Genomic DNA, 23,702 nt, shown 5'->3' with positions numbered 1-23,702 from the left:
AATATAACGGCAAAAAAACCTTAACAAACGGGCTCGGCTTCGACATGATCCGCGCGTCGATTCCCTTTTGTGGTAACGGTTGATTATGTCGGTTAAAAAAACTGCTCTGGATAAGGACCTCAAGTGGCAAAAGCGCATGGATGCCGGGATGGGCGCAACTGCGTCTATCAGTGCAAAACTTGGTCTTGCCATTGTTTTCCTGCTTGCCTGTAGTGCGTTTGTCGCCTTTCACATGGGCGGACTGCCGCAAAGTGGCTTCCTGATCGCCGCTGCAGTGATCGGCGGTTACATGGCGCTCAATATCGGTGCCAATGATGTTGCCAACAATGTCGGTCCTGCGGTCGGCTCGAAAGCACTGACCATGGTTGGCGCGCTGTTGATTGCCGCCGTTTTCGAAGCCGCAGGTGCGATCATTGCCGGTGGCGACGTTGTCGGGACCATCAAGAACGGCATTATCGATCCAAACCAGATGCCTGATGCACAGACCTTTGTCTGGGCGATGATGGCGGCGCTTTTGGCTGCTGCCCTTTGGCTGAACCTGGCGACCTGGCTCGGGGCGCCGGTATCAACCACGCATTCGATCGTTGGCGGTGTGATGGGGGCTGGCATGGCTGCCGTCGGGCTTGGTGCTGTCAACTGGCCGACCATGGGCACCATTGCTGCCAGCTGGGTGATTTCCCCGGTTCTGGGTGGTCTGATTGCCGCGGGCTTCTTGGCCTTTATCAAATTCCGCATCATCTATACCGAGGACCGCGTTGCGGCCGCACGCAAATGGGTTCCGATCCTTGTGGGCGTGATGGTTTCGGCATTCTCGATGTATCTGATGATGAAGGGTGTGAAGAAAGTCTGGAAGGCCGATACCCCGGTTGTGATTGCCATTGGTATCGCCGCATTCTTCATTACGGTCATTCCGGTTCGCAAGGCCGTGATCCGTGCATCGGCATCGATGACCGGACGGCGCAAGGAAATTGCATCGCTGTTCCGTATTCCGCTTGTTGTGTCGGCAGCTCTTTTGTCCTTTGCCCACGGTTCTAACGACGTTGCCAACGCGATTGGCCCGCTTGCAGCCATCGTATCAGGTGTGGATAGCGGTGAAATCGTGACCAAGGCCCCGATCCCGATCTGGGTTATGGTGATTGGTGCACTTGGTATTTCGGCTGGTCTGATCCTGTTTGGTCCGAAACTGATCAAAACCGTTGGCTCCAAAATCACCAAACTTGATCCGATCCGTGCCTATACGGTTGCGCTTTCCGCGGCATTGACCGTGATTGTGGCCTCGGCACTCGGTCTTCCTGTCAGCTCGACCCATATTGCGGTCGGCGCGGTGTTTGGTGTCGGTTTCCTGCGTGAAAGCCTGTCGCATCGTCGTCGTCAGGTGGCACCGCCGATGCTGGTGGACGCGCCGGAAGGCGAACAGTCCGACGAACATCTCGAAGCATTGCGTCAGATTGATCCGAACGAAGCCGAACGGGCCGAGAAGAAACTGCGCAAGCGTCTTCTGGTGCGCCGTCGCTATGCGGTGACGATTGCAACAGCCTGGGTGGTGACGGTTCCGGCCGGTGCCTTCCTTGGGGCGCTGCTGTTCTTCACCATTCGCGGTATCATGCTGTAATTGCAATAAGAATAAAGTTTCGCGGCACGGCGTCCCACTTTCCCCGGGGCGACTTGCAGCGATCTGCAGCGGCGGTCAGGGTAACCTGGCCGCCGTTTTTCCTTGACCATACGGGGGGCGGGGCGTAAACAGCGCCCCAACCAAAGTTATCCGAACCCGGTCTTGATCGTCGCCCAGTAAGGTGGGCCGCGAGATTTGTTATGCGTGGGTTCACCTTTTTGAAGGACGAAAAGATGAAAGCGATCATTTTCGGCATTCTGGCAATGGCGGCGACTGTTGTTGCGTCGAACATTCTGGTCGAATACCCGCTTCCGGGTGTGTTGGCAGATTGGCTGACCTATGGCGCCTTTACCTATCCGGTGGCGTTTCTGGTAACCGATCTGACCAACCGTGCACGCGGTGCAGGGGCCGCACGTATTGTTGTGCTGGCGGGCTTTGCCCTGGCTGTTGTGTTGTCGCTGATCCTTGCGGACACACGGATCGCCATCGCGTCCGGTACTGCTTTCCTGATTGCCCAGATGCTTGATGTCACCATCTTTGACAAACTGCGTCAGGCAACCTGGTGGAAAGCACCTCTTGTTTCATCTGGCATCGGTTCGGCAGTTGATACGGCATTGTTCTTTTCGATCGCCTTTGCCGGGACCGGTCTTCCTTGGGATACCTGGGCACTGGGTGATTTCACCGCCAAGGTGATCATGGCGCTGACCTGTCTTGCGCCGTTCCGTCTGTTGATGGCGGTGGTAACGCCGCGCCTGAATGCGGAACCGGCACAGGGCTGATATGACGCGCCAAGCCTTGTGGTTTTGAACGAAGGGGCGCATAAAACGCCCCTTCAATTGTTTGTCCAATCAACCGGAATAATCCCGATCCATGAAAGTCGATCTGTTCGATTTCGAATTGCCGCGCGAACGCATTGCCGAACATCCGGCAAATCCGCGTGATGCTGCACGCATGCTTGATCTGTCTGCTGGCGGAATGACCGACCGTATCGTGCGCGAACTGCCCGATATTTTGCGCCCGGGTGATTTGCTTATTTCAAATGATACCCGCGTGATCCCGGCGCGCCTGTTTGGCAAGCGCGGTGACGCCAAGGTCGAAGTCACCCTGCACAAGCAGGAAGGACTGGCCGAATGGGTGGCGTTTGCAAAGCCGGCCAAAAAGCTTCGGATCGGGGAAACCTTCAAGGTCAATGACGAATTCGAAGCCGAAGTGCTTGATAAAAAGGATGGCGGCGAGGTTACGCTGAAATTCAACCGTTCGGGTGCTGATCTGATCGCGGCACTTGAAAAATACGGTGTCATGCCGTTGCCGCCCTATATCCGTCGCGAAGCCGGCGGCAATGATCAGGACAAATCCGATTATCAGACCATCTTTGCGCAAAAAGATGGTGCTGTGGCCGCCCCGACAGCGGGCTTGCATTTTACCCCGGAACTTTTGGCCAATCTGGATGCACGCGGGATCAATCGCCGCACCATTACCCTGCATGTCGGGGCGGGCACGTTCCTTCCGGTCAAGGTTGATGATACCGATGACCATAAAATGCATGCGGAATGGGGATCGATCAGCAAGGAAATCGCTGATCTGATCAACGAAACGCGCGCCAATGGCGGACGCGTTGTTGCGGTGGGTACGACGTCGCTGCGCCTGCTTGAAAGTGCAGCGCGCGAAGATGGTGTGGTTGAACCGTTCGAGGCGGAAACCGACATCTTTATCACGCCGGGGTATAAGTTCCGAGCGGTCGACATGCTTTTGACCAACTTCCATCTGCCGCGTTCGACCCTGTTCATGCTGGTTTCGGCCTTTGCCGGGTTTGAGCGCATGAAGGGCGCCTATAACCACGCGATCGAAAACGAATACCGTTTTTATTCTTATGGCGATTGCAGTCTGCTTGAATGCGCCAGTAAAATTGATGCACGGACATAAATTGTCATGACCGAATTTCGCTATGAATTGCTTGCCCAGGATGGCAAGGCCCGCTTGGGGCGCATCCACACCGCGCACGGCGTGATCGATACGCCGACTTTCATGCCGGTGGGGACTGCCGCCACGGTTAAGGGCATGTTGCCGGAAAACGTCGCCGATACCGGTGCGCAAATCCTTTTGGGTAATACCTATCACCTGATGCTGCGTCCCGGTGCGGAACGCATTGCGCGTCTTGGTGGTTTGCACAAATTCATGAACTGGGACAAGCCGATCCTGACTGACAGTGGCGGGTATCAGGTCATGTCGCTGGCAAAATTGCGCAAGATCACCGAAGAAGGCGTCACCTTCAAAAGCCACATTGACGGGCGCAAGTTTAACCTGACGCCGGAACGCTCGATGGAAATCCAGCATTTGCTGGGTTCGACCATCACCATGGCCTTTGATGAATGCACGCCGTTCCCGGCAACCGAACAGCAGGCCCGCGAAAGCATGCAGATGTCGATGCGCTGGGCCACGCGTTCCAAGGACGCCTTTGTCGAACGCGAAGGCTATGCGCTTTATGGTATTCAGCAGGGCAGCGTTTTTGAAAACCTGCGTCGTGAAAGTTCAGAAAAGCTGGCCGAGCTTGATCTTCCGGGCCATTCGGTTGGCGGTCTTGCCGTTGGCGAAGGCCAGCAGATCATGTTTGATACGCTTGATTTCTGCGTCGATATGCTGCCGGCCAACAAGCCGCGTTACCTGATGGGAGTTGGCAAGCCGTCTGACCTTGTTGGTGCGGTGATGCGCGGGATTGATCAGTTTGATTGTGTTCTTCCGACCCGTTCGGGCCGCAATGCGCAGGCCTTTACTCATCGCGGGACCTTGAACCTTAAGAATGGCCGTCATCGCGATGATGATCGTCCGCTTGATGATCAGTGCAATTGCCCGGCTTGCACCAAATATTCGCGGGCCTATCTGCATCATCTGATCAAGGCGGGTGAAATTCTGGGCGCGGTTCTGCTGACCTGGCATAACCTTGCCTATTATCAGGATTTGATGCACGGCATGCGCGAAGCCATTGCCGAAGGCCGGATGGAGGCCTTTGCGCGCGATTTCCATGCCGGACAGGAAGGCGGGGATATCGATCCCGTGCCGATCATCGAAGATTAAGGAGGCTGTCATGGCCGATCAGACCATTTACGACAATCTGACCATGCTGGGCGGTGACACGGTACAACCGGCATCCCCGGACGAAGCCGTTCTTGAACGTGTTCAGAACCCGCAGGCGGGAACGGATTACTGTGTGCGCTTTGTTGCACCGGAATTCACATCCCTTTGCCCGATCACCGGGCAGCCCGATTTCGCCCATCTGGTGATCGACTATGTGCCGGGTGACTGGCTGGTCGAAAGCAAGTCACTGAAGCTGTTTCTGACGTCGTTCCGTAATCATGGTTCATTCCATGAAGATTGCACGATCAAGGTCGGCAAACGCATTGTTGAAACGCTTGATCCGAAATGGCTGCGCATTGGCGGATACTGGTATCCGCGCGGTGGTATTCCGATTGATGTGTTTTATCAAACCGGTGCCGCACCCGAAGGTGTGTGGATCCCGGAACAGGGCGTTGCCCCGTATCGCGGGCGCGGATAGTCTGGCGCATCGGTCTGGTTTTCCGGGCCGGGGCAAGAATTCAAAGGGCTGCCTTGTTTCGCAAGGCGGCCTTTTTCGTGCGATTTTGGTAAGGGTATGATCAGTTGTTGATAATTATTCGCATTGTCATTTTCAATTGATCCTGCTAAGTCAGAAGCCGGGCAGGGGAACCTGCCGGGTTTGTGTTACTGGCTTGGTTGGAAAACGGCGATGGCGCGCCAAAGCGCATCAGTCCTTATTGCGAGTTTTCAGGAAAACTATGAACAGCTTTTGCGGTTTCTGACCCGAAAGCTGAATGGTGATTCCGAACGTGCCGCCGATGTTGCCCAGGACACCTTTGTGCGCCTTGCCAGAACGCCAGATACTGACGACGAAATCGACAATCCCCGGGCCTATATCTATCGCGTGGCCGGGAACCTTGCGATTGATCAGATCAGAAGTGACCGCCGCCAATCCGCCCATCATGATGGCGCAGATGGTGCGTCGGAGATCAGTGATCCCGAACCCGGCCCGGAAAGAATTTATCTGTCGCGTGAACAGGTCAAACTGCTTGATCAGGCATTGAACCAGTTGCCGGAAAATGCCCGTGCAGCATTGCTGATGTTTCGGGTAGAAGGATTGTCCCATACCGAGATTGCCGAGAAACTTGGTGTTTCCAACAGCATGGTCGCGAAATATATTGGTCGCGCCTTAAAGCATTGCCGTGATGCGCTTTTGGCAGGGGGCGAAAAATAATGTCAAAAAAAATGGCATCATTTGTTCTGCTCACTCGTCTTAATAACAGGAATAGCCGTTTATCAAAGACGGCACAGGATCGGGGACGGTTACTTTGAATTCGGGTGCATCCGCACATCAGCAGCCAGTTCTGCAAGGCTATGACAATGACATGGTCGCATTAAGCGATCAGGCCATTGACTGGCTTGTGCGTCTGCAATCCGATGATGCGACGGATCATGATCGTCAGGCATTTGCCAAATGGTCCGCCCAAAGTGATGCGCATATGCGCGCAGTCCGCGATGCAGAGGCGTTGTTTGGGGCGGTCGATCAAACGCAAACCGCGCAGGACTGGACGGGGCACGTCGCGCCATTGTCACCCAATGCAGTAAAGCCAAATAACCCAGCACGAACAAACCGGCGTCCGGCAGCCCGTTCTGTTGCAAGGTTTGGCACACGCCGGTTTGCCCTGACGGCTGCATCGCTTTGTGCATTTGTTCTGATGATTGTGACCGGGGCTGGTATGCAAAGCGACATCTGGGCACGCTGGAATGCACAATACAGCACTGATATCGGGGGGGCTAAAACCGTCAATCTGCCGGACGGTACGGTGGCCCACATGAATACGGCGTCGGCCTTTTCCATTGATTTCTCTGACGGGGTGCGACGGGTTGATCTGGCCGCGGGCGAGGTGATCTTTGATGTGGCCAAGGATGCACAACATCCCTTTATCGTTTCCGCCCAGGGTGGCGAAGCCATGGCCGTTGGTACCGTCTATGGCGTTCGCATCAAAGATGATCATGTGAACGTAACGGTGCGCGAAGGTATCGTTGAAGTCAGTACCGGTGTCGGAAGCAGCATACGCCTTTTGGCCGGAGATCGCGCCGTTTATCAGAATGGTCGCGGCCCGCAGGCAGATGGAACCGTTGACCTGGCAGCGTATGGAAGCTGGCAACGCGGCAAGCTGATCTTTAACAACCGTCCCTTGGGCGATGTGATTGATGAAGTTCAGCGCTATAAGGCCGAACGCATCGTCATTGCCCGTGATGCGGTCCATAACTTGAAAGTTACCGGTGTATTTGACATTGCCGATCTTGATGCATTGCTTGATACGCTGGAACAGGCAATGAATGCCCGGGTTGTCAGGTTGCCGCTTTTGACGGTGATCTACTAAATCCTGTTCCCGGCTGGCCGGTTTTCGGGCGTTTTCCAATAAAATCGAAAAAAATTGAAAAATCCGGTGCAAATCGCGTTGGGTCAGATCGTCTTAAGGTCAAAAGCGAATGATTTCGGTTCTTATAATCATTCGCAAACAGGGGAATGACCGGAAGACTTATGATGAATTCAACGAATATGATGGCGCAGGCCGCAGTCAGTCAAAAATCTGTGCAGCGGAGTGGGGCTTTACGTAATGGATGGATGCGCCGTCTGGCTGCAACCACGGTGATCTCGGGGATCACGGCAACGTGCCCGATCGTCGCACAGGCAACCGAACAGCAAGCACCGGTATCGATTGATGCTGAAGTCGCGCAGTCGACTGTCGTACGCCTTGATATCCCGGCACAGGAACTTGACCGTGCGTTGACCAGTTTTGCCGATCAGGCCAACCTGAAGCTGCTTTTCCCGTCCCAGGGACTGAACGGGCTGCAAGCCCCGGAACTTAGGGGTGAGATGACTGTTGATGCGGCTCTTGATCGTCTTCTGAGCGGAACGGGTCATTTTTGGCGCTACACCGATGGTGGCACGATTACAATTGAGCCGCTTTCCGAAACTGGCGAGAACGTCACCGACGCCATCCGGATTGAGGCAAACAGTGTCGGCGAAAAGGCGGATGGCCCTGTTGAGGGATATATCGCCACGAAATCACTGGCCGCGACCAAGACCGGGACACCGATCCTTGAAACATCACAAAGCATCACGGTTGTGACGCAGGATCAGATGGAAGATCAGGGTTCGCAAACCATCATGCAGGCCATGCGCTATACCCCCGGTGCCTTTACCGGACAGGTCGGGGCATCAAACCGCTATGATTATGTGATCCTGCGCGGCCTGGTCGACCGGTCGATTGATAATATTTATCTCGATGGCCTGAAAACCATGGGCGATGACTCGACATATAGCTCGATGCAGATCGACCCGTATTTTGTTGAACGCGCAGACGTTGTCAGAGGCCCGGCATCTGTCCTGTACGGACGCAGTTCACCGGGGGGGATCGTTGCGCTTTCAAGCAAAAAGCCGCAGTTCGAACAGCAGGGCGAGATTGAGGTTTCCTATGGTAACCGCAATCAACGCGGTATCGGTTTTGATCTTACCGGTCCGCTTGATGACGCCGGAAAGCTTGCCTTTCGCGTGACGGGCAAGGCGGACGCGGCCGACACCCAATATACCGGTACCGAAGAAGAACGTTACGCGATTGCACCTTCGCTGACGGCGAACTTCACGGATGATACCCGTGTTACCCTGATGGCATATCTGCAAAAGGATCCCGAAGGCGGAACCCATAACGGGTTGCCCTCAGAGGGCACCTTGTTCCCGCGCAATGGCAAATACATCTCGACCGGATTTTTTGATGGTGACCCGTCGCTCGAAGCATTCGAAAGAACCCAGAATATGGTCGGATATCAGTTCGAACATGATTTTGATGACAATCTGACAGCGCGCCAGAACTTCCGCTTTCTTGATGCATCGGTCCATATCGATCAGATCTATCAGACTGGCTGGGATGGATCGTCTGATAACCTGAACCGGCGCTATGGCGGTGGTGACGAAGACATGCGCGCCTATGCCGTCGACAACCAGCTTCAGGCCGAATTTGCGACAGCGGATATCGACCATACCGTTCTGGGTGGCTTTGATTATCAGCATCGCCGCGTTGAAAATGCCTGGCAGTTCCCAAGTGCATCCAGCATCAATGCCTTTAACCCGGTATATGGCAACACGGGTGTGACCATCGGCGCGCCGACAAACAGCAAAGTGCAGACGCTTGAACAAGCCGGTCTTTATCTTGAAGACCAGTTGGAATACGAAAAATGGCGCTTTTCCCTTGGCTTGCGTCAGGATTGGGTCGAGACCACCAAGCATGACCGTCTGACACAGAAAAATACCGGTGAAGACCGTCAGAAACTCACCAAGCGGGCAGGGGTGCTTTATCTGTTTGATAATGGTGTCGCACCGTATGTCAGCTATTCCGAATCTTTTAATCCAAGCCTTTATTCCGATGTCGCGGGCAACCCGATCGAACCGTCAGAAGGCACGCAGTATGAGGCGGGTGTGAAATACCAACCTGAGAACGGCAACCTTCTTTTGAGTGCGGCGGCCTTCTATCTTGAGCAGGATAATGTCGCGATTTACGATTCATCGACCTATGCCTATGATCCGGTCGGCAAGATCGTCAGTCAGGGGCTTGAGCTTGAAGCGCGTGCGAACCTGAACGAAAACCTGAGTGTGATGGCGTCTTATACCTATACCGACGCGGCCTATGACGCGCCGGGCGATACCAAGGACGGCAAACAGCCGATGCAGGTGCCTGAACATATGGCATCACTTTGGGGCAACTATTCGTTCTATTCCGGGGCGTTGAATGGCCTGTCCATTGGTGCCGGTGCGCGGTTTGTCGGTGAAATGGCAGCCAATGAAACCAACACCATAACGGTTCCGGATTACACCATCTTTGACCTGTCGCTGAACTATGACATGGCCAATGTCGGTCTTGAAAACACCGATCTTCGGGTCAATGTGAACAACCTGCTTGACGAAGAATATGTCGCGTCCTGTTTGATCACGTCGTCATCGGACAACTGTTACTATGGCGAAGAACGTTCGATCCTTGCGACCGTACGCTATCGGTTCTGATCAGCACTACTTTCCAATCAAGGGCCGCAGCATCGTGCTGCGGCCTTTTGCGTTTCAGGCAGATGATTATATAAGGCAGCAGAGAGAGGCCCAAACAAGACAAGCCCGACTGATGCCATGACCACGAAGACGCGCAAGACCATCACCTTTGACATGCTTCAGGCCAAAGCCCGTGAAATCGGCTTTGATGTCTGTGGGGTGGCGCGTCCGGAAATTGACCCGCGCAATCAGCAGCGTCTGGATGAATTTGTTGCCGCGGGTGAATACGGGTCGATGGCCTGGATGAATGATCCCGAACGTCTGCCGCGCCGGCGCGATCCGGAAATGCTGTGGCCGGATGTCAAATCGGTGATTGTTCTGGGTAGCAATTATGGCCCGGCCGAAAATCCGATGGCGCTGCTTGATCACCCGGACCGGGCTATGATTTCGGTTTATGCCCGCAACAAGGATTACCACGACCTGATCAAAAAACGCCTGAAACAGCTGGCCCGCTGGCTGGTTGAACAATCCGGTGGAACAGAACAGGTCAAAGTGTTTGTTGATACCGCCCCTGTCCTTGAAAAGCCGCTTGGCCAGTCATCAGGGATTGGCTGGCAGGGCAAGCATACCAATCTGGTCTCGCGGGAATTTGGCAGCTGGTTGTTTCTGGGCGAGGTCTTTACCACCATCGAATTTGCACAGGCAGAACCGGAAATCGATCATTGCGGGTCATGTTCGAAATGTCTTTCAGCCTGTCCGACTAATGCCTTTCCGGCGCCTTACAAGCTTGATGCGCGCAAATGCATTTCCTATTTGACGATTGAACATGACGGGCCGATCCCGGGTCAATTCCGAACGGCAATGGGCAATCGTATCTATGGCTGTGATGATTGTCTGGCGGCCTGTCCCTGGAACAAATTTGCCAGCCGCACCGAAGAACTTGCCTTCATCCCGCGTGCCGAACTGACCGCACCGCGACTGGCGGATTTTCTTGATCTTGATGATGCATCATTTCGGGCATTCTTTACCGGGTCGCCGATCAAGCGCATTGGACGGGCAAAGTTTTTGCGCAATGTTCTGATCGCCGCAGGCAACAGCTGCTCAGAACGGCTGATCCCGAAAATTACAGCCTTGCTTGCCGATGAAAGTGCGCTGATCCGTGCCAGTGCCGTTTGGGCGCTTTCGCGTTTGATGAGCAAAGCGGCATTTGATGCCCTGAAGGCTGAACATTATGACACTGAACAAAGCCCGATTGTGCGCGACGAATGGGATTTGGTGCCGGTCGCGGCCTGATTACAAATTCATATCGAATTTCACAAAATCAAAGTGATAGCGAAGTCCGCCCTTGGGATCGGTAAAGCCGATGCCATAGCCCGGGCCTAGCGGGTTGCGATCTTCGAGTTCTTCTTCCTTTTCATGGCGGAAATCAAGCGGCTCCCCGCATTGGGTGCTGTTGGCCAGAACAAATGGCACACCAAGCCAGGTTCCGGTTGCCGGCCGGTGAAGGTGGCCAAAGAACAGATGTTTGATCTGTCGGTTTGCCTGAACGATTTCGCCAAGTTCATGTTCAACATCAAGCCGGATCGTATCCATGAAAGGCAAACCCATTTCAAAGGGCGGATGATGCATGAACAGGAAAGTCGGGGTATCGCGATGGGCGGCAAGTTCGTCACGCAGCCATGCAAGACGACGATCACATAACGTGCCGTGATGATGATCGGGAACGATGCTGTCCATCATCACAAAGCGAACCCCGCCAATTGTTTGACCGAAATTGACAAAGCCGTTGGCATCAATATCGGTGGTCGGGAATGCATCGCGGAATGCTTCGCGAATGTCATGATTGCCCGGAATGACCAGATAGGGAATGGCAAGATCCGACAGGATATCAACAGCATGTTCATACTGTTCGGGTGTACCGCGATGGGTGATATCCCCGGTAATTACACAAATTTCCGCATCAGGGTGCAGTGCATTGACTTCGCCAATAACCTTGCGCAGCGTTGCCGCAGCATCGGGCTTACGCGACATGTCGTTGCGCGACAGAATATGAAGATCGGAAAGATGTATGAATTTCATGACGATGCCCTATCATGATCAAAAGCATTTGAAATCATGTTCGTTTTTCCCAGACATGAAAAGATATAAACGCCGATGGATGACAGCGTTCGTAAAAGATCAGTGACAATTGCCGGGCACAGAACCAGCTTTTCGCTTGAAGATGCGTTCTGGCAGGAACTGGTCGGTATTGCCGAACGCCGTAACGTGACCCTGGCGGAGCTTGTTGTCGAAATTGATTCCGATCGCGACGGCAATCTTTCAAGTGCGCTTCGCCTTTATGTGTTGCGTGACCTTCAAAACCGACTTGCCAGCCAAACGTTAAATCAGACGACCGGCCAAGCTCAAACTGGCCCCGGTGCAACAGGCGCACCCGATGATGCACCCAGTCCGGACAAACAGGCATAAGGTCGATGTGTGGTATTGCCGGGCTAACAGCACCAACTGATCAGCCGGCAATGGCGCGCATGTTGCAAAAACTGTCCCATCGTGGCCCTGACCATCAAGCAATATGGACAGAGCAGAATGATGCCATGAGTGGAACGGTCGCACTTGCCTGTGCGCGGCTCATGACCACGGATCCCGATCCATCTGCGGATCAGCCATTGGTGACATCAGACGGGAAATTCGTTCTGGTATTTAATGGCTATATTGCCGCTCACCGCCGCAAGATTGCCCGCCGGACAAATGATGGTGGTTTGCCGCGCAGTTCCAGTGACGCCGAACTTGTCTTGCAAGTGCTGGCGCGTGCCGTTGCGGATGACTGCGACGTTGCCGATACTCTGACCGGTCTTTCCGGGCAGTTCGCGCTGGCACTTTGGGACCGGACGCAAAGGCGGCTTTGGCTGGCCTGCGATCCGTTGGGGATCAAGTCGCTTTATGTTGCGCATCGCACCAATGGTGACATTGCCTTTGCGTCGGAACTGGCGGCACTTGATGAAATACGGGCAGGCCAATTCGATGACAGCATAGCATCAGATTACTTTGCCCATCTGTTCGTGCCAGCCCCGGCAAGCGGTATTCGCCAGACAGAACGTCTGAAGCCGGGAACGGTCCTGTGTTGGCAGGATGGCAAAACATCGCGCAGTATCATCGCCCATCCGGCAACAGCCGAGCGCGCGCGGCAGGCAATGCCCGATGTAATCGCGGATTTGCGCCAACATGTTCGTCAATCGGTTGCCGATGCGATGGATGTTGATTGCACCCTTGGCTGTCTGGTTTCAGGCGGGCTTGATAGTGCCGGTGTAGCGGCAATCGCATGCGACATTGCGCGCGCGCATGATCGTGATCCGCCACCTGCATTCACGATGGGGTTTGATGACCCGGCACGTGATGAAACCGATGCGGCACGTAAATTGTGTGCGCATCTCGGGCTTGAGTTAGACATTGTGTCGGCCCCGCAAAAGGCGGACGAGATTTTTGATATTCTGACAGCGGCACTCGGAGCCGTCGGCGTACCCTTCGCCAATCCTGCGATCATTTTGAACTGGAAGCTGTCAGAACGGGTGGCGCGGGATGTGCGGGTCTGTCTAAGTGGCGATGGCGGTGATGAGCTGTTTGGCGGTTACCCGCGATATCGCGCCGCACGGTTGTTTGACAGTGCCTGGCACTATCTGCCAGCAAGCCTGCGGCGATTATCGGCACATGCCGGACAGGGGATTGGCAGTCGCGCATTGTCGCGGTTCCTGATTGGCGGCCAAGGGGATGCAAAGACTGCATTTGCGGTTTGGAATAACCGTTGTGCGATTGGGCAATTGACGGCGGGGTGGCATCCCGAGGATGGCGGTTTTGACGTTAAAAGGCCGCTAGCCGATCAGATGATGACGTTTGATCGTGATGTGACCTTGCCCGGTAATCAGCTTGTCATGGCTGATATTTGCGGGATGGCGTTCGGGCTAGAATATCGGCCACCATTGTTGGGCCATGATATTGTACGCAAAGCATCCCAGGTGCCGGCGATATCCCACCTGCGCGGGGGCGCTAAAGTGGTCTGGCGTGAAGTCGTTGCGCCATTTCTTCCGGACTGGCATCTGCGTAATCGCAAGATCGGATTTAATCCGCCTGTTGCAAACTGGCTGGCGATGCTGGGGCCATATATCTGGGGGAACGAGACCCGGATTTTGCAAAACCTGTTTGCGCATGCGGGTGTGACATCGGCCGAACAACGCAAATGCTGGAAGCGTGCCATATCGGGACGGGATATGGACATGGCGCTTAGTGTTTGGGCGCTTCTGGTTTGGGCAGTGTGGCCAATGGTTCGCAACGGGAAATAGTCAGTGGCAGGAACAGCGTGGTTTTGCCCTATGCCGTGCTGTCACCGGCAATATTGCGCGACCGGCGATACAGGTTAAGGGCGGTCAGCGCGGTTGGCGCCAGCTGAACGACCTGGCGCGACAATGAAAGCACGCGTTCTTCGTCAAGGTTGCTGTCTTCAAACACCGACTGGGTCGTTTCGCACAATTCCGACAACTGACGTAATCCAAAGGTCCCCGATGTGCTTTTAAGGGCATGGACTTCGTTGCGCACGGTTTTCAGATCATCTTCTGACAGGGCCTTGTCGATTTTGACCAGCCGTGATTCCGTTTCATTGATGAATATGTCGATGCCGCATTTTGCGCCTTCATCCCCGGCATCATTGTAAAGTTGTTCAAGAACACGGATATCAAGTACCGGGCTTGTCGGGGACTCCGGACGTGGCGGGCGACCAATGCGGGCGCTTTTGCTCCTTAGATGCGGCGGGGGCGAGTTTTTAGACTGGGCGTTGCTGACCGTTCCCGGTGCACGCGAAATCAGGTCATGCATGGTTTCGATCAGCTTTTCGCGCTGGATCGGTTTGTTGATAAATTCATCGACCCCGGATTGGCGGGCAATGACATTCCAGTCACGCGACTGATGTGCCGACAGCGCAATGATCGGGGTCTGTGAAACCGGTCCTGCCATGTGGCGGATACGGCGGGTGGTGTGCAAGCCGTCCATATCGGGCATTTCAACATCCATCAGGATCAGGTCGGCATTGACCCCGCGGCGCAGCATGTTCAGAACCGTTTGTCCGCTGCTTGCCTCAACGATGCTGTATCCTTCGGCCTGAAGAATTCGACGGGCGACCATGCGGTTGCTTTCGCTGTCATCGGCGATGATGACGGTCCCGATTTTGGAATCATTGGCCGAATTTTCGAGATTGATTTTATCAAGCGGCAGAAGCTGTGGTTTGACGAAGCAAACGGAAATCATGCCGCCATCGGCAAGTTCGGTTTCGTTGAAAATCAGATCTTCTTCGGCAACACCGGTGATCAATTGCTCCCACGCCGGATTGGCGTAGACAATCCGTTCGTCCGCGTCAAAAAGAGCAATGCCTGCTTGCGTCTGCGCAAGTGCATCAATAATCCGATGTTCCATTGGCCACCTACCGATTCGGTGCCCAGTCCCTTACCAAAAGGCACAAAGATTCTTTTTGGGTGAAACGTTCACGTTTCTTGTATGACTCCTAATATTGTTACAGTTTTTTCTAATAAGTCCATGATTTTTAACAGTCACGGATCTAAGTCACTCAAAACGCGTGAAACACTTGTTTGAAACATGTGTTTCAATGATTGCGGCGAGTGAAACATATGTTGCGAAGTGCGAAGTCATGTGGCGTAATTTCAGGTGTCCTGTTGCACAAAGGTGCCTGATAGATGGGTTTGTATTCCGATCTGCGCGAAAAACTGATTTCCGACTATGGCAAGCTAAGTCCGCAGATGCAGAAAGCGGCGCGCTATATTCTGGATCATCCCAACGAGGTCGCCTTGCGGTCGATGCGCGCACTTGCCGCGGCTGCGGATGTTCCGCCCAGCACGATCAGCCGTCTGATGGGGGCGATCGGGGTTGGTACATGGCAGGAATTTCGCGATCACTATCAGAACCGGTTGCTTGATCAGCCCGCAAGCTATGCCCAGCGGGCCCGTGAAACGCAAAGTACCGAACATGATGCCAATCGTGACGAACATTTGCTTGAAAGCATCGCGCGTACCGAAATCGACAATATCGGCGCTGCGTTCAATCCCGATCTGATGGCTGGTATGATCAGGGCATGTGCCGCAATCGAAAATGCGCGCCATGTCTACATTGTCGGGCGCGGGGCTGCGTATCCGGCGGCATATCAGTTTGCCTATGCCTATCGGCTGTTTCGCGATAACGGTGTGCTGGTTGATGGTCATGCCGGCGCATTCGGGGATGAATTGCGCGGTATCGGGCGTCGCGATCTGATGATTGCGGTGGCGGCCAAACCCTATATCCGCGATACGGTCCGCGCCGTTGATTTCGCGCGCAGCCAGCATTGCCCGGTAATCGCAATCAGTGATTCAGACGTTTCCCCGATTGCACTTGATGCCATGACCAAACTGGTTGTGCGCGATACGTCGCAATCATTTTTCCAAAGTTTTACCGCTGCGTTGTCGGTCATGCAGGCGCTTGTTGCCCTGCTTGTCGCGCGTGGCGGTCAAAAGGCCCTGCAGCGGATTTCCGCAGCAGAAGAACAACTTGCTGCTTTCGATACCTATTTTGAAGACTAGGGCAAAACTGCAGCCCCATACGGATTTCCGAAGATGACGACTGTGTCAAATACCAATCCCGTTCCCAATGCCACCACCCGTGTTCTGCATCGTTCCAGTACGGCGACACCGCCGCGTGCTGTTCGCGGTGAAGGCATTTATATCTTTGATCAGAATGGCAAAAGCTATCTTGATGCCTGTGGCGGTGCGGCTGTGTCATGCCTTGGTCATTCCGACCCGGATGTTCGTGCGGCAATGCATGCCCAGATCGATCAGATTGCCTATGCCCATTCCGGGTTCTTTTCATCGGATGCGATGGAAGAACTGGCTGATGAACTGGTGGCCAACGCACCGGCCGGTATGGACAAGGTCTACTTTGTGTCTGGCGGGTCGGAGGCAACCGAAGCCGCCCTTAAGATGGCGCGTCAGTATTTCCTGGAAATCGGGCAGCCTGACCGCAAATACGTGATTGCACGTCGCCAGTCCTATCATGGCAATACGCTTGGTGCCTTGTCGGTGGGCGGCAATATGTGGCGACGCAAACAGTTCGAGCCACTTTTGATCACCGCAAGTCACATTGCACCAGTGTATCAGTATCGGGACCAGCGCCTGGATGAAACGCCGGAGGCCTATGGTCTTCGTGTGGCCAATGAACTTGAAACCGCAATCCTTGAACTTGGCGCCGATAGTGTTGCGGCCTTCGTGGCCGAGCCGGTTGTCGGTGCGACGGCCGGTGCCCTGGCGCCGGTGCCGGGCTATTTCAAACGCATTCGCGAGATTTGCGATCAGTACGGTGTGTTGCTGATCCTTGATGAGGTGATGTGCGGCATGGGGCGTACCGGAACCCTTCATGCGATCGAACAGGAAGGCATTTCTGGCGATCTGCAAACAATTGCCAAGGGACTTGGCGCTGGATATCAGCCGATTGGTGCGGTTCTGGTTTCCAAAAAGATCAATGACGCCATTGCAACCGGTTCGGGCTTTTTCCAGCATGGCCATACCTATCAGGGGCATGCCACGGCCTGTGCGGCGGCACTGGCAACCCAGCGGGCAATCCGCGATCGTGACTTGCTTGGCAATGTGGTCAAACAGGGGGAAAACCTTGTGAACGGGCTTCAGGCAAAGCTTGGGCAGCATCCGTTTGTTGGCGATATTCGCGGACGCGGACTTTTCCGAGGGGTCGAACTGGTCGCAAACCGTGAAACCAAGGACCCGTTTGACCCGGCGCTCAAGATCAATGCGAAAATCAAAAAGGCGGCGTTCGCCCGTGGTCTTATGGCCTATCCGATGGGGGGCACAATTGATGGCGTGCGCGGGGATCATGTGCTGTTTGCGCCCCCGTTCATCGTCACCGAAGATGATGTTGCAAAGATTATTGATCTGTTTGCAACTGCACTGGATGACGTCTTTGCCGCCGAGGGGCTGGCATGATGGCATATGGTGAAACCCCGTTTCTGATTGCGGCGGCCCCCAACGGTGCGCGCAAGACCAAAACCGATCTTCCCAACATTCCGATCACACCGGCCGAGGTCGCCCGCGAGGCGGTTGCCTGCCAGAAGGCCGGGGCGGCAATGATGCATCTGCATGTGCGTGATGATGATCAGAAACACAGTCTGGATGCCGGGCGCTATCGCGAGATGCTGACAGAGGTGCGCAATGCCGTCGGCCCGAACATGCTGTTGCAGGTCACGACCGAGGCGGTTGGCATCTATGATGCCGATGCGCAGATGGCCATGGTGCGTGCGCTTGTGCCTGATGCGGTGTCGATTGCCATTCGTGAAATCGCCCCGCCAAATGCCGACCTTGATCAGGTCCGGGCATTTTGCGAATTCATGCGTGAAGCGGGTATCTTGCCGCAATTCATCCTTTATGCCCCCGAAGATGTCGCGCGTTTCAACCAGCTGGTCGAAGCAGGTATTCTGCCCGGCGAAAAGTTTCCGGTTCTTTTCGTGCTGGGACGTTACACGGTTGGTCAGATGTCCAATCCTGTCGAGTTGCTGCCATTCATCGGGTCCAGCCCGTATGTGTCGGAATGGATGCTGTGTGCGTTTGGTGCGTTTGAAAATGCATGCATCCTGACCGGGGCCGGACTGGGTGGTCACGGGCGTATCGGATTTGAGAATAATCATCTTAAGGTTGACGGATCATTGGCGCAGGGTAATGCTGACCTTATCGCGCAGGCACGAGACGGTGCGCGTTTGATGGGCCGCAAGATCGCGACAGGCGAACAAGCAAATCAGATCATGCAACCATTATGGTAGGAGGCCTCATCGCAAGCACTTGAAATGCTGAAAGTTTGAATTTTATCAGGAGGTTTTGGGGTTATGGGCTTTAAATTCAAAGCGCCCAACCCTATAATCTGGAAGTCGAAACACCTGATTTAACTGGTGTTTCCCTATAATTCGACTGTTCCGTCCAGAATGGTTGGATGCCTTATAACAGGGTGTACAAGGGAGCTAATCCTAATGAAAAAACTAATTGCAGTAGCGACTGCCGTGGCAGCGATTGCTGGCGCATCGCTTTTTGCTGGTCAGGCATCAGCACAGGAAAACCGTTTCATCACCATCGGTACCGGTGGCGTAACCGGCGTTTACTACCCGACCGGTGGCGCGATCTGCCGTCTGGTGAACAAGGATCGTAAAGAGCACGGCATTCGTTGCTCGGTCGAATCCACCGGTGGTTCGTCCTACAACATCAACACCATCCGTTCGGGCGAACTGGACCTTGGTGTTGCCCAGTCCGACATTCAGTACTATGCCCTGCATGGTGAGAAAGCATTCTCCGAAGTCGGTCCGTTCGAAGATCTTCGTGCGGTCTTCTCCGTCCATCCGGAGCCGTTCACCGTTGTTGCCCGTGCAGATGCCGGCATCAAAACCTTTGACGACCTCAAAGGCAAGCGCGTGAACATCGGTAACCCGGGTTCGGGTCAGCGCGACACCATGGACATCGTTATGGCAGCCAAAGGCTGGACCCTTGACGATTTCGCACTGGCATCCGAGCTGAAGCCGGCTGAGCAGTCCCAGGCGCTTTGCGATAACAAGATCGACGCGATGATCTACACCGTTGGTCACCCGTCCGGTTCGATCCAGGAAGCAACCACTGCCTGTGATTCGGTTCTGGTTGAAGTTGCTGGCGATGCCATCGACAAACTGGTTGCCGAAAACCCGTATTACCGTGTTGCCACCATCCCGGGCGGCATGTATCGCGGTAACCCGGATGACGTCAAAACCTTTGGTGTTGGCGCAACCTTCGTATCCTCGACCGCAACCGATGCGGACGTTGTGTACCACGTTGTTAAAGCAGTCTTTGACAACTTCGACGATTTCAAAAAGCTGCATCCGGCTTTTGCGAACCTCGTCAAAGAAGAAATGGTCAAAGATGGCCTGTCGGCACCGCTGCATGACGGCGCTGTCAAATACTACAAAGAAGCAGGCCTGATGTAATTCAGGCAGGAACGGAGGGCAGGTTTCTGCCCTCCGTTTTTCTTTCTTTCGCCCGCTGGGTACGACCAAAAAATTGAATTAAACGGTATCGTTGATCGATACCAGGGTACTCCGTGGGCGACCGGGTGTGTGTCGACGGAGATTTTTTGATTCTGGAGACCAGAACAAAAATCTTTGTTCAGACCGGGAGTTTGTAATGACCGACGTGAAAAACGCGAACCAGGGTGCGTCTGATCAGGACCTGCAGGATCTTATTGCAGAAAATGATACAGGTGCGCGCCAGCCGAGCGGCATGACAGCAAAGGTCTTGCTGTATGTTGCTGTGGCGTGGTCGTTGTTCCAGCTGTGGCTGGCATCACCATTGCCCTATCTTGTCAGCTTTGGCGTGTTCAACTCGACCGAGGCACGGTCGATCCATTTGGCTTTTGCCGTCTTTCTTGCATTTCTGGCCTATCCGGCCTTCAAGACATCGCCGCGCAGCTATATTCCGATCCTTGACTGGGTTCTGGCGGCTGCTGCGGCGTTTTGTGCTGCCTATATTTACATCTTTTACCGCGACCTTGCCGGGCGTCCGGGACTTCCGATTACCCAGGACCTGGTTGTGGCCGGTGCCGGTCTGGTGCTGTTGCTTGAAGCAACCCGCCGTGCACTTGGCCCGCCCTTGATGTGTGTTGCGGTCCTGTTCTTGGTGTATGTCTTCTTCGGGAATGCTGCCTGGGTGCCGGAAGTTCTGCAATGGGCCGGGGCCAGCTTCTCCAAGGCGATGTCGCACCAGTGGATCACGACCGAAGGCGTATTCGGGATCGCGCTTGGCGTTTCGACAAGCTTCGTCTTCCTGTTCGTGCTGTTTGGATCGCTTCTCGATAAAGCCGGTGCAGGCAACTATTTCATCAAGGTGGCGTTTGCCGCCCTTGGTCACATGCGCGGTGGTCCTGCAAAGGCCGCTGTTCTGTCATCGGCAATGACCGGTCTTATTTCCGGGTCGTCGATTGCCAACGTTGTGACCACCGGAACATTCACCATTCCGCTGATGAAACGTGTCGGCTTCTCGGGCGAGAAGGCTGGTGCGGTCGAAGTCGCATCCTCGGTCAATGGTCAGATCATGCCGCCGGTCATGGGGGCTGCTGCCTTCCTGATGGTCGAATATGTCGGCATTCCATATCCGGAAGTCATCAAGCATGCCTTCCTGCCGGCAACGATTTCCTATATCGCGCTGATCTATATCGTTCACCTTGAAGCACTTAAGGCGAACATGAAAGGTCTGCCTAAACGCGTGACCTCGACGCTGTCGCAGACCCTGATCCGGTCGCTGATGTTTGTGCTGTCGCTGATTGTTCTGGCGGGGCTGGTTTATTATGCCATCGTCTTCCAGAAACAGCTGTTTGGGGCCGCCGTTGGCTGGGTCGTCGCCATTGAATGTGCGGTGATTTATCTGGCGGGTCTGTATTACGCGGCGAAATATCCCGATCTGGAAATGGATGATCCGAACCAGCCGGTTGTCGAATTGCCGCAACTTGGCGAAACGGCAAAGGCCGGTCTGCATTATCTGCTGCCGGTGGTTGTTCTGGTCTGGTTCCTGATGATCGAGCTGAAATCACCGGGACTTTCGGCCTTCTGGGCGACGGTTCTGATGATCTTCATCATGCTGACCCAGCATGCGGCCAAGGCATATTTCCGCAAAACCGCGGATTATGCAGCCGAGTTCAAACAGGGCTTTGCCGATGTCATCGACGGTTTTGCGACCGGTGCCCGTAACATGATCGGCATCGGTGTCGCGACGGCGGCGGCCGGTATCATCGTCGGTACCGTATCGCTGACCGGTATCGGACAGGTGATGGTTGAATTCGTCGAACTGATTTCGGGCGGCAATCTGATGCTGATCCTGATCTTTACGGCGGTGATCAGCCTGATCCTGGGCATGGGGCTTCCGACCACGGCAAACTATATCGTGGTTTCCAGCCTGATGGCGCCGGTGATTGTCGAACTTGGCGCGGAAAACGGCCTGATCGTGCCGTTGATCGCAGTACACCTGTTTGTGTTCTATTTCGGGATCATGGCCGATGTGACCCCGCCGGTTGGTCTGGCGTCCTTTGCCGCGGCCGCGGTATCGGGATCTGACCCGATGAAAACAGGTGTGGTGGCATTCTTCTATTCGATGCGTACCGCGGTTCTGCCGTTCCTGTTCCTGTTCAACACCCAGCTTCTGATGATCGGTCTGGATCATCCGGTGGATGTGGTGATGGTGATCATTGTTTCGACAATAGCCATGCTGGTCTTTGCCGCAGCAACGCAGGGCTACTTCTTTGCCCGGTCCAAGCTCTGGGAAAGTGCGGCATTGCTGCTGATTGCCTTCACCCTGTTCCGTCCGGGTTTCTGGCTTGATCTGATCGAGCCGCCTTATGACAACCTTCCGGCAGCATCGATCATCGAAGATGCCGAAGGCATGCCGGAAAATTCCAGCATTCTTCTGGATGTTGAAGGCATCAATATCGAAGGCGAAGAAGTTTCCAAATCCGTGATGCTGCCGCTTGGTCCGGCAGGTTCGGGTGAGGACCGCCTTTACAATGCGGGTATTGCCGTTCGCAACGAAGATGGTCGCATCTTCATTGACGATCTGGTCTTTGCCGGACCGGCCGAAAAAGCCGGCCTGGATTTCGATTTCGAAATCACCGCAGTAAAGGTCGAAGCTGATCGCATGCCCAAGGAAGTGTTCTTTATCCCGGCATTCTTGTTGCTGGGTGGGATCATTGTTCTGCAACGCCGTCGCAAGCGCAGTGAAGAAGCGCTTGGCACAGCCTGATAGGGAGAATGAACATGTATAAGGATATTCTGGTTACAGTAGACCTTGATCATGAGTCTTCCTGGAAGAAGGCCGTGCCGGTCGCGATCAAGCAGGCGCAAAGCTTTGGCGCGCGTTTGCATGTTCTGACCGTGGTGCCGTCTGTGGGCATGTCAATGGTCGGGCAGTTCTTCCCCAAGGGATATGAAGGCAAGGTTCTTGAAGCCTATAACCAGCGGCTGCATGAATTTGTGTCCGAACATATCCCCTCCGATATCAAGGTTCAGCATATCGTGGGGCAGGGCACCGTGTACGAGGTGATCCTAAAGATGGCCAAGAAAACCAATTGCGACCTGATCGTGATCGGTGCCCATCGTCCGGAACTGAAAGACTATCTGCTTGGGCCGAACGCGGCCCGCGTTGTCCGCCATGCCGATTGTTCGGTGATGGTGGTACGCGACTGATTTCGGCTTTTCCGATCAAAGCCGGTATGTGCAAAGGGGCGATGCAATGCATCGCCCCTTTGTCTTTGGAACATCGCCGGGACGCGAAAGGTCTTATTTGGCTGCGCATGGGTTGGCGGCACAGGGATTTGCAGCGCACGGATTTTTCGCAGCGCACGGATTTGCTGCACAGGGATTGGCTGCGCACGGGCTGCAAGGATTGACGATTTTTTTCGCCGCACACGGATTGGCCGCACACGGATTTGCAGCGCACGGGTTCGCCGCACAGGGATTGGCCGTGCAACTTGCCACTTCGGCGGTCGGCGACGGAAGCGGCGCTGCCATTGCCATCGGGGTTGCCATTGCAATGCCGGTGCCCATGGCCAGTGCCGGAAGCAATGCTTTTTTGGCGAAGCTTTGTGATTTCTTGGTCATTCTTGCCTCTCTGAAAGGTCCTGTTCGATCAAAGCCCGACGGCGATGCTGCCGATCGGTGCAGGCACTATGGGCCAAAATGGCAGGCGGGCGGCGTCACATGGTTTCACTGTTGTGTGAGAGCTTTGTGTATGGTCAGCGCCCGGCAATTGCCCCGGTTATCGCGACTTCACAATGATTTGGTCGGGTAAAACCGGATTTAAATCCTCAAACTGATTGAAAGAACGGTCACTTTTACTCATCTTGATGATAATAAAGACGACAGATCAAAGTCGTCGGGCGGGCTAAAGAAACCGTGAGAACCAAGTT

The 23,702-nt window shown here is 54.6% G+C and carries 20 protein-coding genes; 18 read left to right on the top strand and 2 right to left on the bottom strand.

Translation table 11 applies throughout. The features are described from left to right. The first annotated feature begins 85 nt into the window (after nt 1-85). The 9 genes from WA429_RS17770 to queG all read left to right on the top strand — a co-directional run bounded on the left by WA429_RS17770 (nt 86) and on the right by queG (nt 11,000). Nucleotides 86-1,612: an inorganic phosphate transporter gene (locus WA429_RS17770; RefSeq protein WP_068519552.1), complete on the top strand. Its 1,527-nt coding sequence runs from the start codon at nt 86-88 to the stop codon at nt 1,610-1,612. Between the two features lie 233 nt (nt 1,613-1,845). Next, the gene (locus WA429_RS17765) at nt 1,846-2,391 is read left to right on the top strand and encodes a VUT family protein (RefSeq protein ID WP_068519726.1); all 546 of its coding nucleotides are present in this window, start codon (nt 1,846-1,848) and stop codon (nt 2,389-2,391) included. A 91-nt stretch (nt 2,392-2,482) separates the two neighbouring features. Next, nucleotides 2,483-3,535 (top strand): tRNA preQ1(34) S-adenosylmethionine ribosyltransferase-isomerase QueA, encoded by a 1,053-nt coding sequence (queA, locus tag WA429_RS17760; RefSeq protein WP_287466224.1) that lies wholly within the window; start codon nt 2,483-2,485, stop codon nt 3,533-3,535. 6 nt (nt 3,536-3,541) lie between these two features. After that, on the top strand, nt 3,542-4,684 hold the full coding sequence (gene tgt, locus WA429_RS17755; protein ID WP_287466225.1) for a tRNA guanosine(34) transglycosylase Tgt: 1,143 nt from the start codon (nt 3,542-3,544) through the stop codon (nt 4,682-4,684). 10 nt (nt 4,685-4,694) lie between these two features. Continuing rightward, nucleotides 4,695-5,162 (top strand): preQ(1) synthase, encoded by a 468-nt coding sequence (gene queF / locus WA429_RS17750; RefSeq protein WP_068519555.1) that lies wholly within the window; start codon nt 4,695-4,697, stop codon nt 5,160-5,162. Between the two features lie 210 nt (nt 5,163-5,372). Continuing rightward, nucleotides 5,373-5,897 carry an RNA polymerase sigma factor gene (locus WA429_RS17745; RefSeq protein WP_068519556.1) on the top strand — a complete coding sequence of 175 codons (525 nt, stop codon included), beginning with the start codon at nt 5,373-5,375 and terminating at the stop codon, nt 5,895-5,897. 94 nt (nt 5,898-5,991) lie between these two features. Further along, entirely contained in the window at nt 5,992-7,050 is a 1,059-nt protein-coding gene (locus WA429_RS17740; RefSeq protein ID WP_287466226.1) for a FecR family protein, read from the top strand. A gap of 245 nt (nt 7,051-7,295) precedes the next feature. Beyond that, nucleotides 7,296-9,728 (top strand): TonB-dependent siderophore receptor, encoded by a 2,433-nt coding sequence (locus WA429_RS17735; RefSeq protein WP_287466227.1) that lies wholly within the window; start codon nt 7,296-7,298, stop codon nt 9,726-9,728. Nucleotides 9,729-9,845: 117 nt separating this feature from the next. After that, nucleotides 9,846-11,000 (top strand): tRNA epoxyqueuosine(34) reductase QueG, encoded by a 1,155-nt coding sequence (gene queG / locus WA429_RS17730; RefSeq protein ID WP_287466228.1) that lies wholly within the window; start codon nt 9,846-9,848, stop codon nt 10,998-11,000. On the opposite strand, the gene WA429_RS17725 is transcribed toward queG, so the two are convergent. Continuing rightward, nucleotides 11,001-11,786, bottom strand: coding sequence for a phosphodiesterase (locus tag WA429_RS17725; RefSeq protein WP_287466229.1), 786 nt, complete (start codon nt 11,784-11,786; stop codon nt 11,001-11,003). Nucleotides 11,787-11,861: 75 nt separating this feature from the next. Between WA429_RS17725 and WA429_RS17720 the strand changes: the two genes are divergently transcribed. Next, on the top strand, nt 11,862-12,173 hold the full coding sequence (locus WA429_RS17720) for a ribbon-helix-helix domain-containing protein (protein ID WP_287466230.1): 312 nt from the start codon (nt 11,862-11,864) through the stop codon (nt 12,171-12,173). Nucleotides 12,174-12,178: 5 nt separating this feature from the next. Next, nucleotides 12,179-14,038 (top strand): asparagine synthetase B family protein, encoded by a 1,860-nt coding sequence (locus tag WA429_RS17715; protein ID WP_336107699.1) that lies wholly within the window; start codon nt 12,179-12,181, stop codon nt 14,036-14,038. 28 nt (nt 14,039-14,066) lie between these two features. On the opposite strand, the gene WA429_RS17710 is transcribed toward WA429_RS17715, so the two are convergent. Continuing rightward, the gene (locus tag WA429_RS17710) at nt 14,067-15,161 is read right to left on the bottom strand and encodes a response regulator (RefSeq protein WP_287466231.1); all 1,095 of its coding nucleotides are present in this window, start codon (nt 15,159-15,161) and stop codon (nt 14,067-14,069) included. A 278-nt stretch (nt 15,162-15,439) separates the two neighbouring features. Here WA429_RS17710 and WA429_RS17705 point away from each other — a divergent pair, with 278 nt between their 5' ends. From WA429_RS17705 to WA429_RS17675, 7 genes are all read left to right on the top strand, one after another. Then, nucleotides 15,440-16,315 (top strand): MurR/RpiR family transcriptional regulator, encoded by an 876-nt coding sequence (locus WA429_RS17705; RefSeq protein WP_287466232.1) that lies wholly within the window; start codon nt 15,440-15,442, stop codon nt 16,313-16,315. Nucleotides 16,316-16,348: 33 nt separating this feature from the next. Further along, on the top strand, nt 16,349-17,725 hold the full coding sequence (locus WA429_RS17700) for an aspartate aminotransferase family protein (protein WP_287466233.1): 1,377 nt from the start codon (nt 16,349-16,351) through the stop codon (nt 17,723-17,725). Continuing rightward, nucleotides 17,725-18,555, top strand: a complete 831-nt coding sequence (locus WA429_RS17695) for a 3-keto-5-aminohexanoate cleavage protein (protein ID WP_287466234.1) — start codon at nt 17,725-17,727, stop codon at nt 18,553-18,555. Before WA429_RS17700 ends, WA429_RS17695 begins: the two co-directional genes overlap by 1 nt. Before the next feature lie 204 nt (nt 18,556-18,759). Further along, nucleotides 18,760-19,737 (top strand): TAXI family TRAP transporter solute-binding subunit, encoded by a 978-nt coding sequence (locus tag WA429_RS17690; RefSeq protein WP_068519564.1) that lies wholly within the window; start codon nt 18,760-18,762, stop codon nt 19,735-19,737. Nucleotides 19,738-19,933: 196 nt separating this feature from the next. Beyond that, nucleotides 19,934-22,537 carry a TRAP transporter permease gene (locus WA429_RS17685; protein ID WP_287466235.1) on the top strand — a complete coding sequence of 868 codons (2,604 nt, stop codon included), beginning with the start codon at nt 19,934-19,936 and terminating at the stop codon, nt 22,535-22,537. A 14-nt stretch (nt 22,538-22,551) separates the two neighbouring features. After that, entirely contained in the window at nt 22,552-22,980 is a 429-nt protein-coding gene (locus WA429_RS17680; RefSeq protein WP_068519566.1) for a universal stress protein, read from the top strand. 46 nt (nt 22,981-23,026) lie between these two features. Next, on the top strand, nt 23,027-23,584 hold the full coding sequence (locus tag WA429_RS17675) for a hypothetical protein (protein ID WP_287466236.1): 558 nt from the start codon (nt 23,027-23,029) through the stop codon (nt 23,582-23,584). Nucleotides 23,585-23,702 lie beyond the last annotated feature (118 nt).

It is taken from the genome of Thalassospira sp. CH_XMU1420-2 (genome assembly GCF_037029325.1).
Taxonomy (GTDB): Bacteria; Pseudomonadota; Alphaproteobacteria; order Rhodospirillales; family Thalassospiraceae; genus Thalassospira; species Thalassospira povalilytica.
The sequence above is the reverse complement of the archived record's forward strand: the minus strand, read 5'-3'. Positions and strand labels throughout refer to the sequence as shown.

Excerpts from the sequence above, each read along its gene's own strand:
- WA429_RS17770 (WP_068519552.1), top strand. The coding sequence starts at position 86 with ATGTCGGTTAAAAAAACTGCTCTGGATAAGGACCTCAAGTGGCAAAAG.
- WA429_RS17765 (WP_068519726.1), top strand. The coding sequence starts at position 1,846 with ATGAAAGCGATCATTTTCGGCATTCTGGCAATGGCGGCGACTGTTGTT.
- queA (WP_287466224.1), top strand. The coding sequence starts at position 2,483 with ATGAAAGTCGATCTGTTCGATTTCGAATTGCCGCGCGAACGCATTGCC.
- tgt (WP_287466225.1), top strand. The coding sequence starts at position 3,542 with ATGACCGAATTTCGCTATGAATTGCTTGCCCAGGATGGCAAGGCCCGC.
- queF (WP_068519555.1), top strand. The coding sequence starts at position 4,695 with ATGGCCGATCAGACCATTTACGACAATCTGACCATGCTGGGCGGTGAC.
- WA429_RS17745 (WP_068519556.1), top strand. The coding sequence starts at position 5,373 with ATGGCGCGCCAAAGCGCATCAGTCCTTATTGCGAGTTTTCAGGAAAAC.
- WA429_RS17735 (WP_287466227.1), top strand. The coding sequence starts at position 7,296 with ATGCGCCGTCTGGCTGCAACCACGGTGATCTCGGGGATCACGGCAACG.
- queG (WP_287466228.1), top strand. The coding sequence starts at position 9,846 with ATGACCACGAAGACGCGCAAGACCATCACCTTTGACATGCTTCAGGCC.
- WA429_RS17725 (WP_287466229.1), bottom strand. The coding sequence starts at position 11,786 with ATGAAATTCATACATCTTTCCGATCTTCATATTCTGTCGCGCAACGAC.
- WA429_RS17720 (WP_287466230.1), top strand. The coding sequence starts at position 11,862 with ATGGATGACAGCGTTCGTAAAAGATCAGTGACAATTGCCGGGCACAGA.
- WA429_RS17715 (WP_336107699.1), top strand. The coding sequence starts at position 12,179 with ATGTGTGGTATTGCCGGGCTAACAGCACCAACTGATCAGCCGGCAATG.
- WA429_RS17710 (WP_287466231.1), bottom strand. The coding sequence starts at position 15,161 with ATGGAACATCGGATTATTGATGCACTTGCGCAGACGCAAGCAGGCATT.
- WA429_RS17705 (WP_287466232.1), top strand. The coding sequence starts at position 15,440 with ATGGGTTTGTATTCCGATCTGCGCGAAAAACTGATTTCCGACTATGGC.
- WA429_RS17700 (WP_287466233.1), top strand. The coding sequence starts at position 16,349 with ATGACGACTGTGTCAAATACCAATCCCGTTCCCAATGCCACCACCCGT.
- WA429_RS17695 (WP_287466234.1), top strand. The coding sequence starts at position 17,725 with ATGGCATATGGTGAAACCCCGTTTCTGATTGCGGCGGCCCCCAACGGT.
- WA429_RS17690 (WP_068519564.1), top strand. The coding sequence starts at position 18,760 with ATGAAAAAACTAATTGCAGTAGCGACTGCCGTGGCAGCGATTGCTGGC.
- WA429_RS17685 (WP_287466235.1), top strand. The coding sequence starts at position 19,934 with ATGACCGACGTGAAAAACGCGAACCAGGGTGCGTCTGATCAGGACCTG.
- WA429_RS17680 (WP_068519566.1), top strand. The coding sequence starts at position 22,552 with ATGTATAAGGATATTCTGGTTACAGTAGACCTTGATCATGAGTCTTCC.
- WA429_RS17675 (WP_287466236.1), top strand. The coding sequence starts at position 23,027 with ATGCATCGCCCCTTTGTCTTTGGAACATCGCCGGGACGCGAAAGGTCT.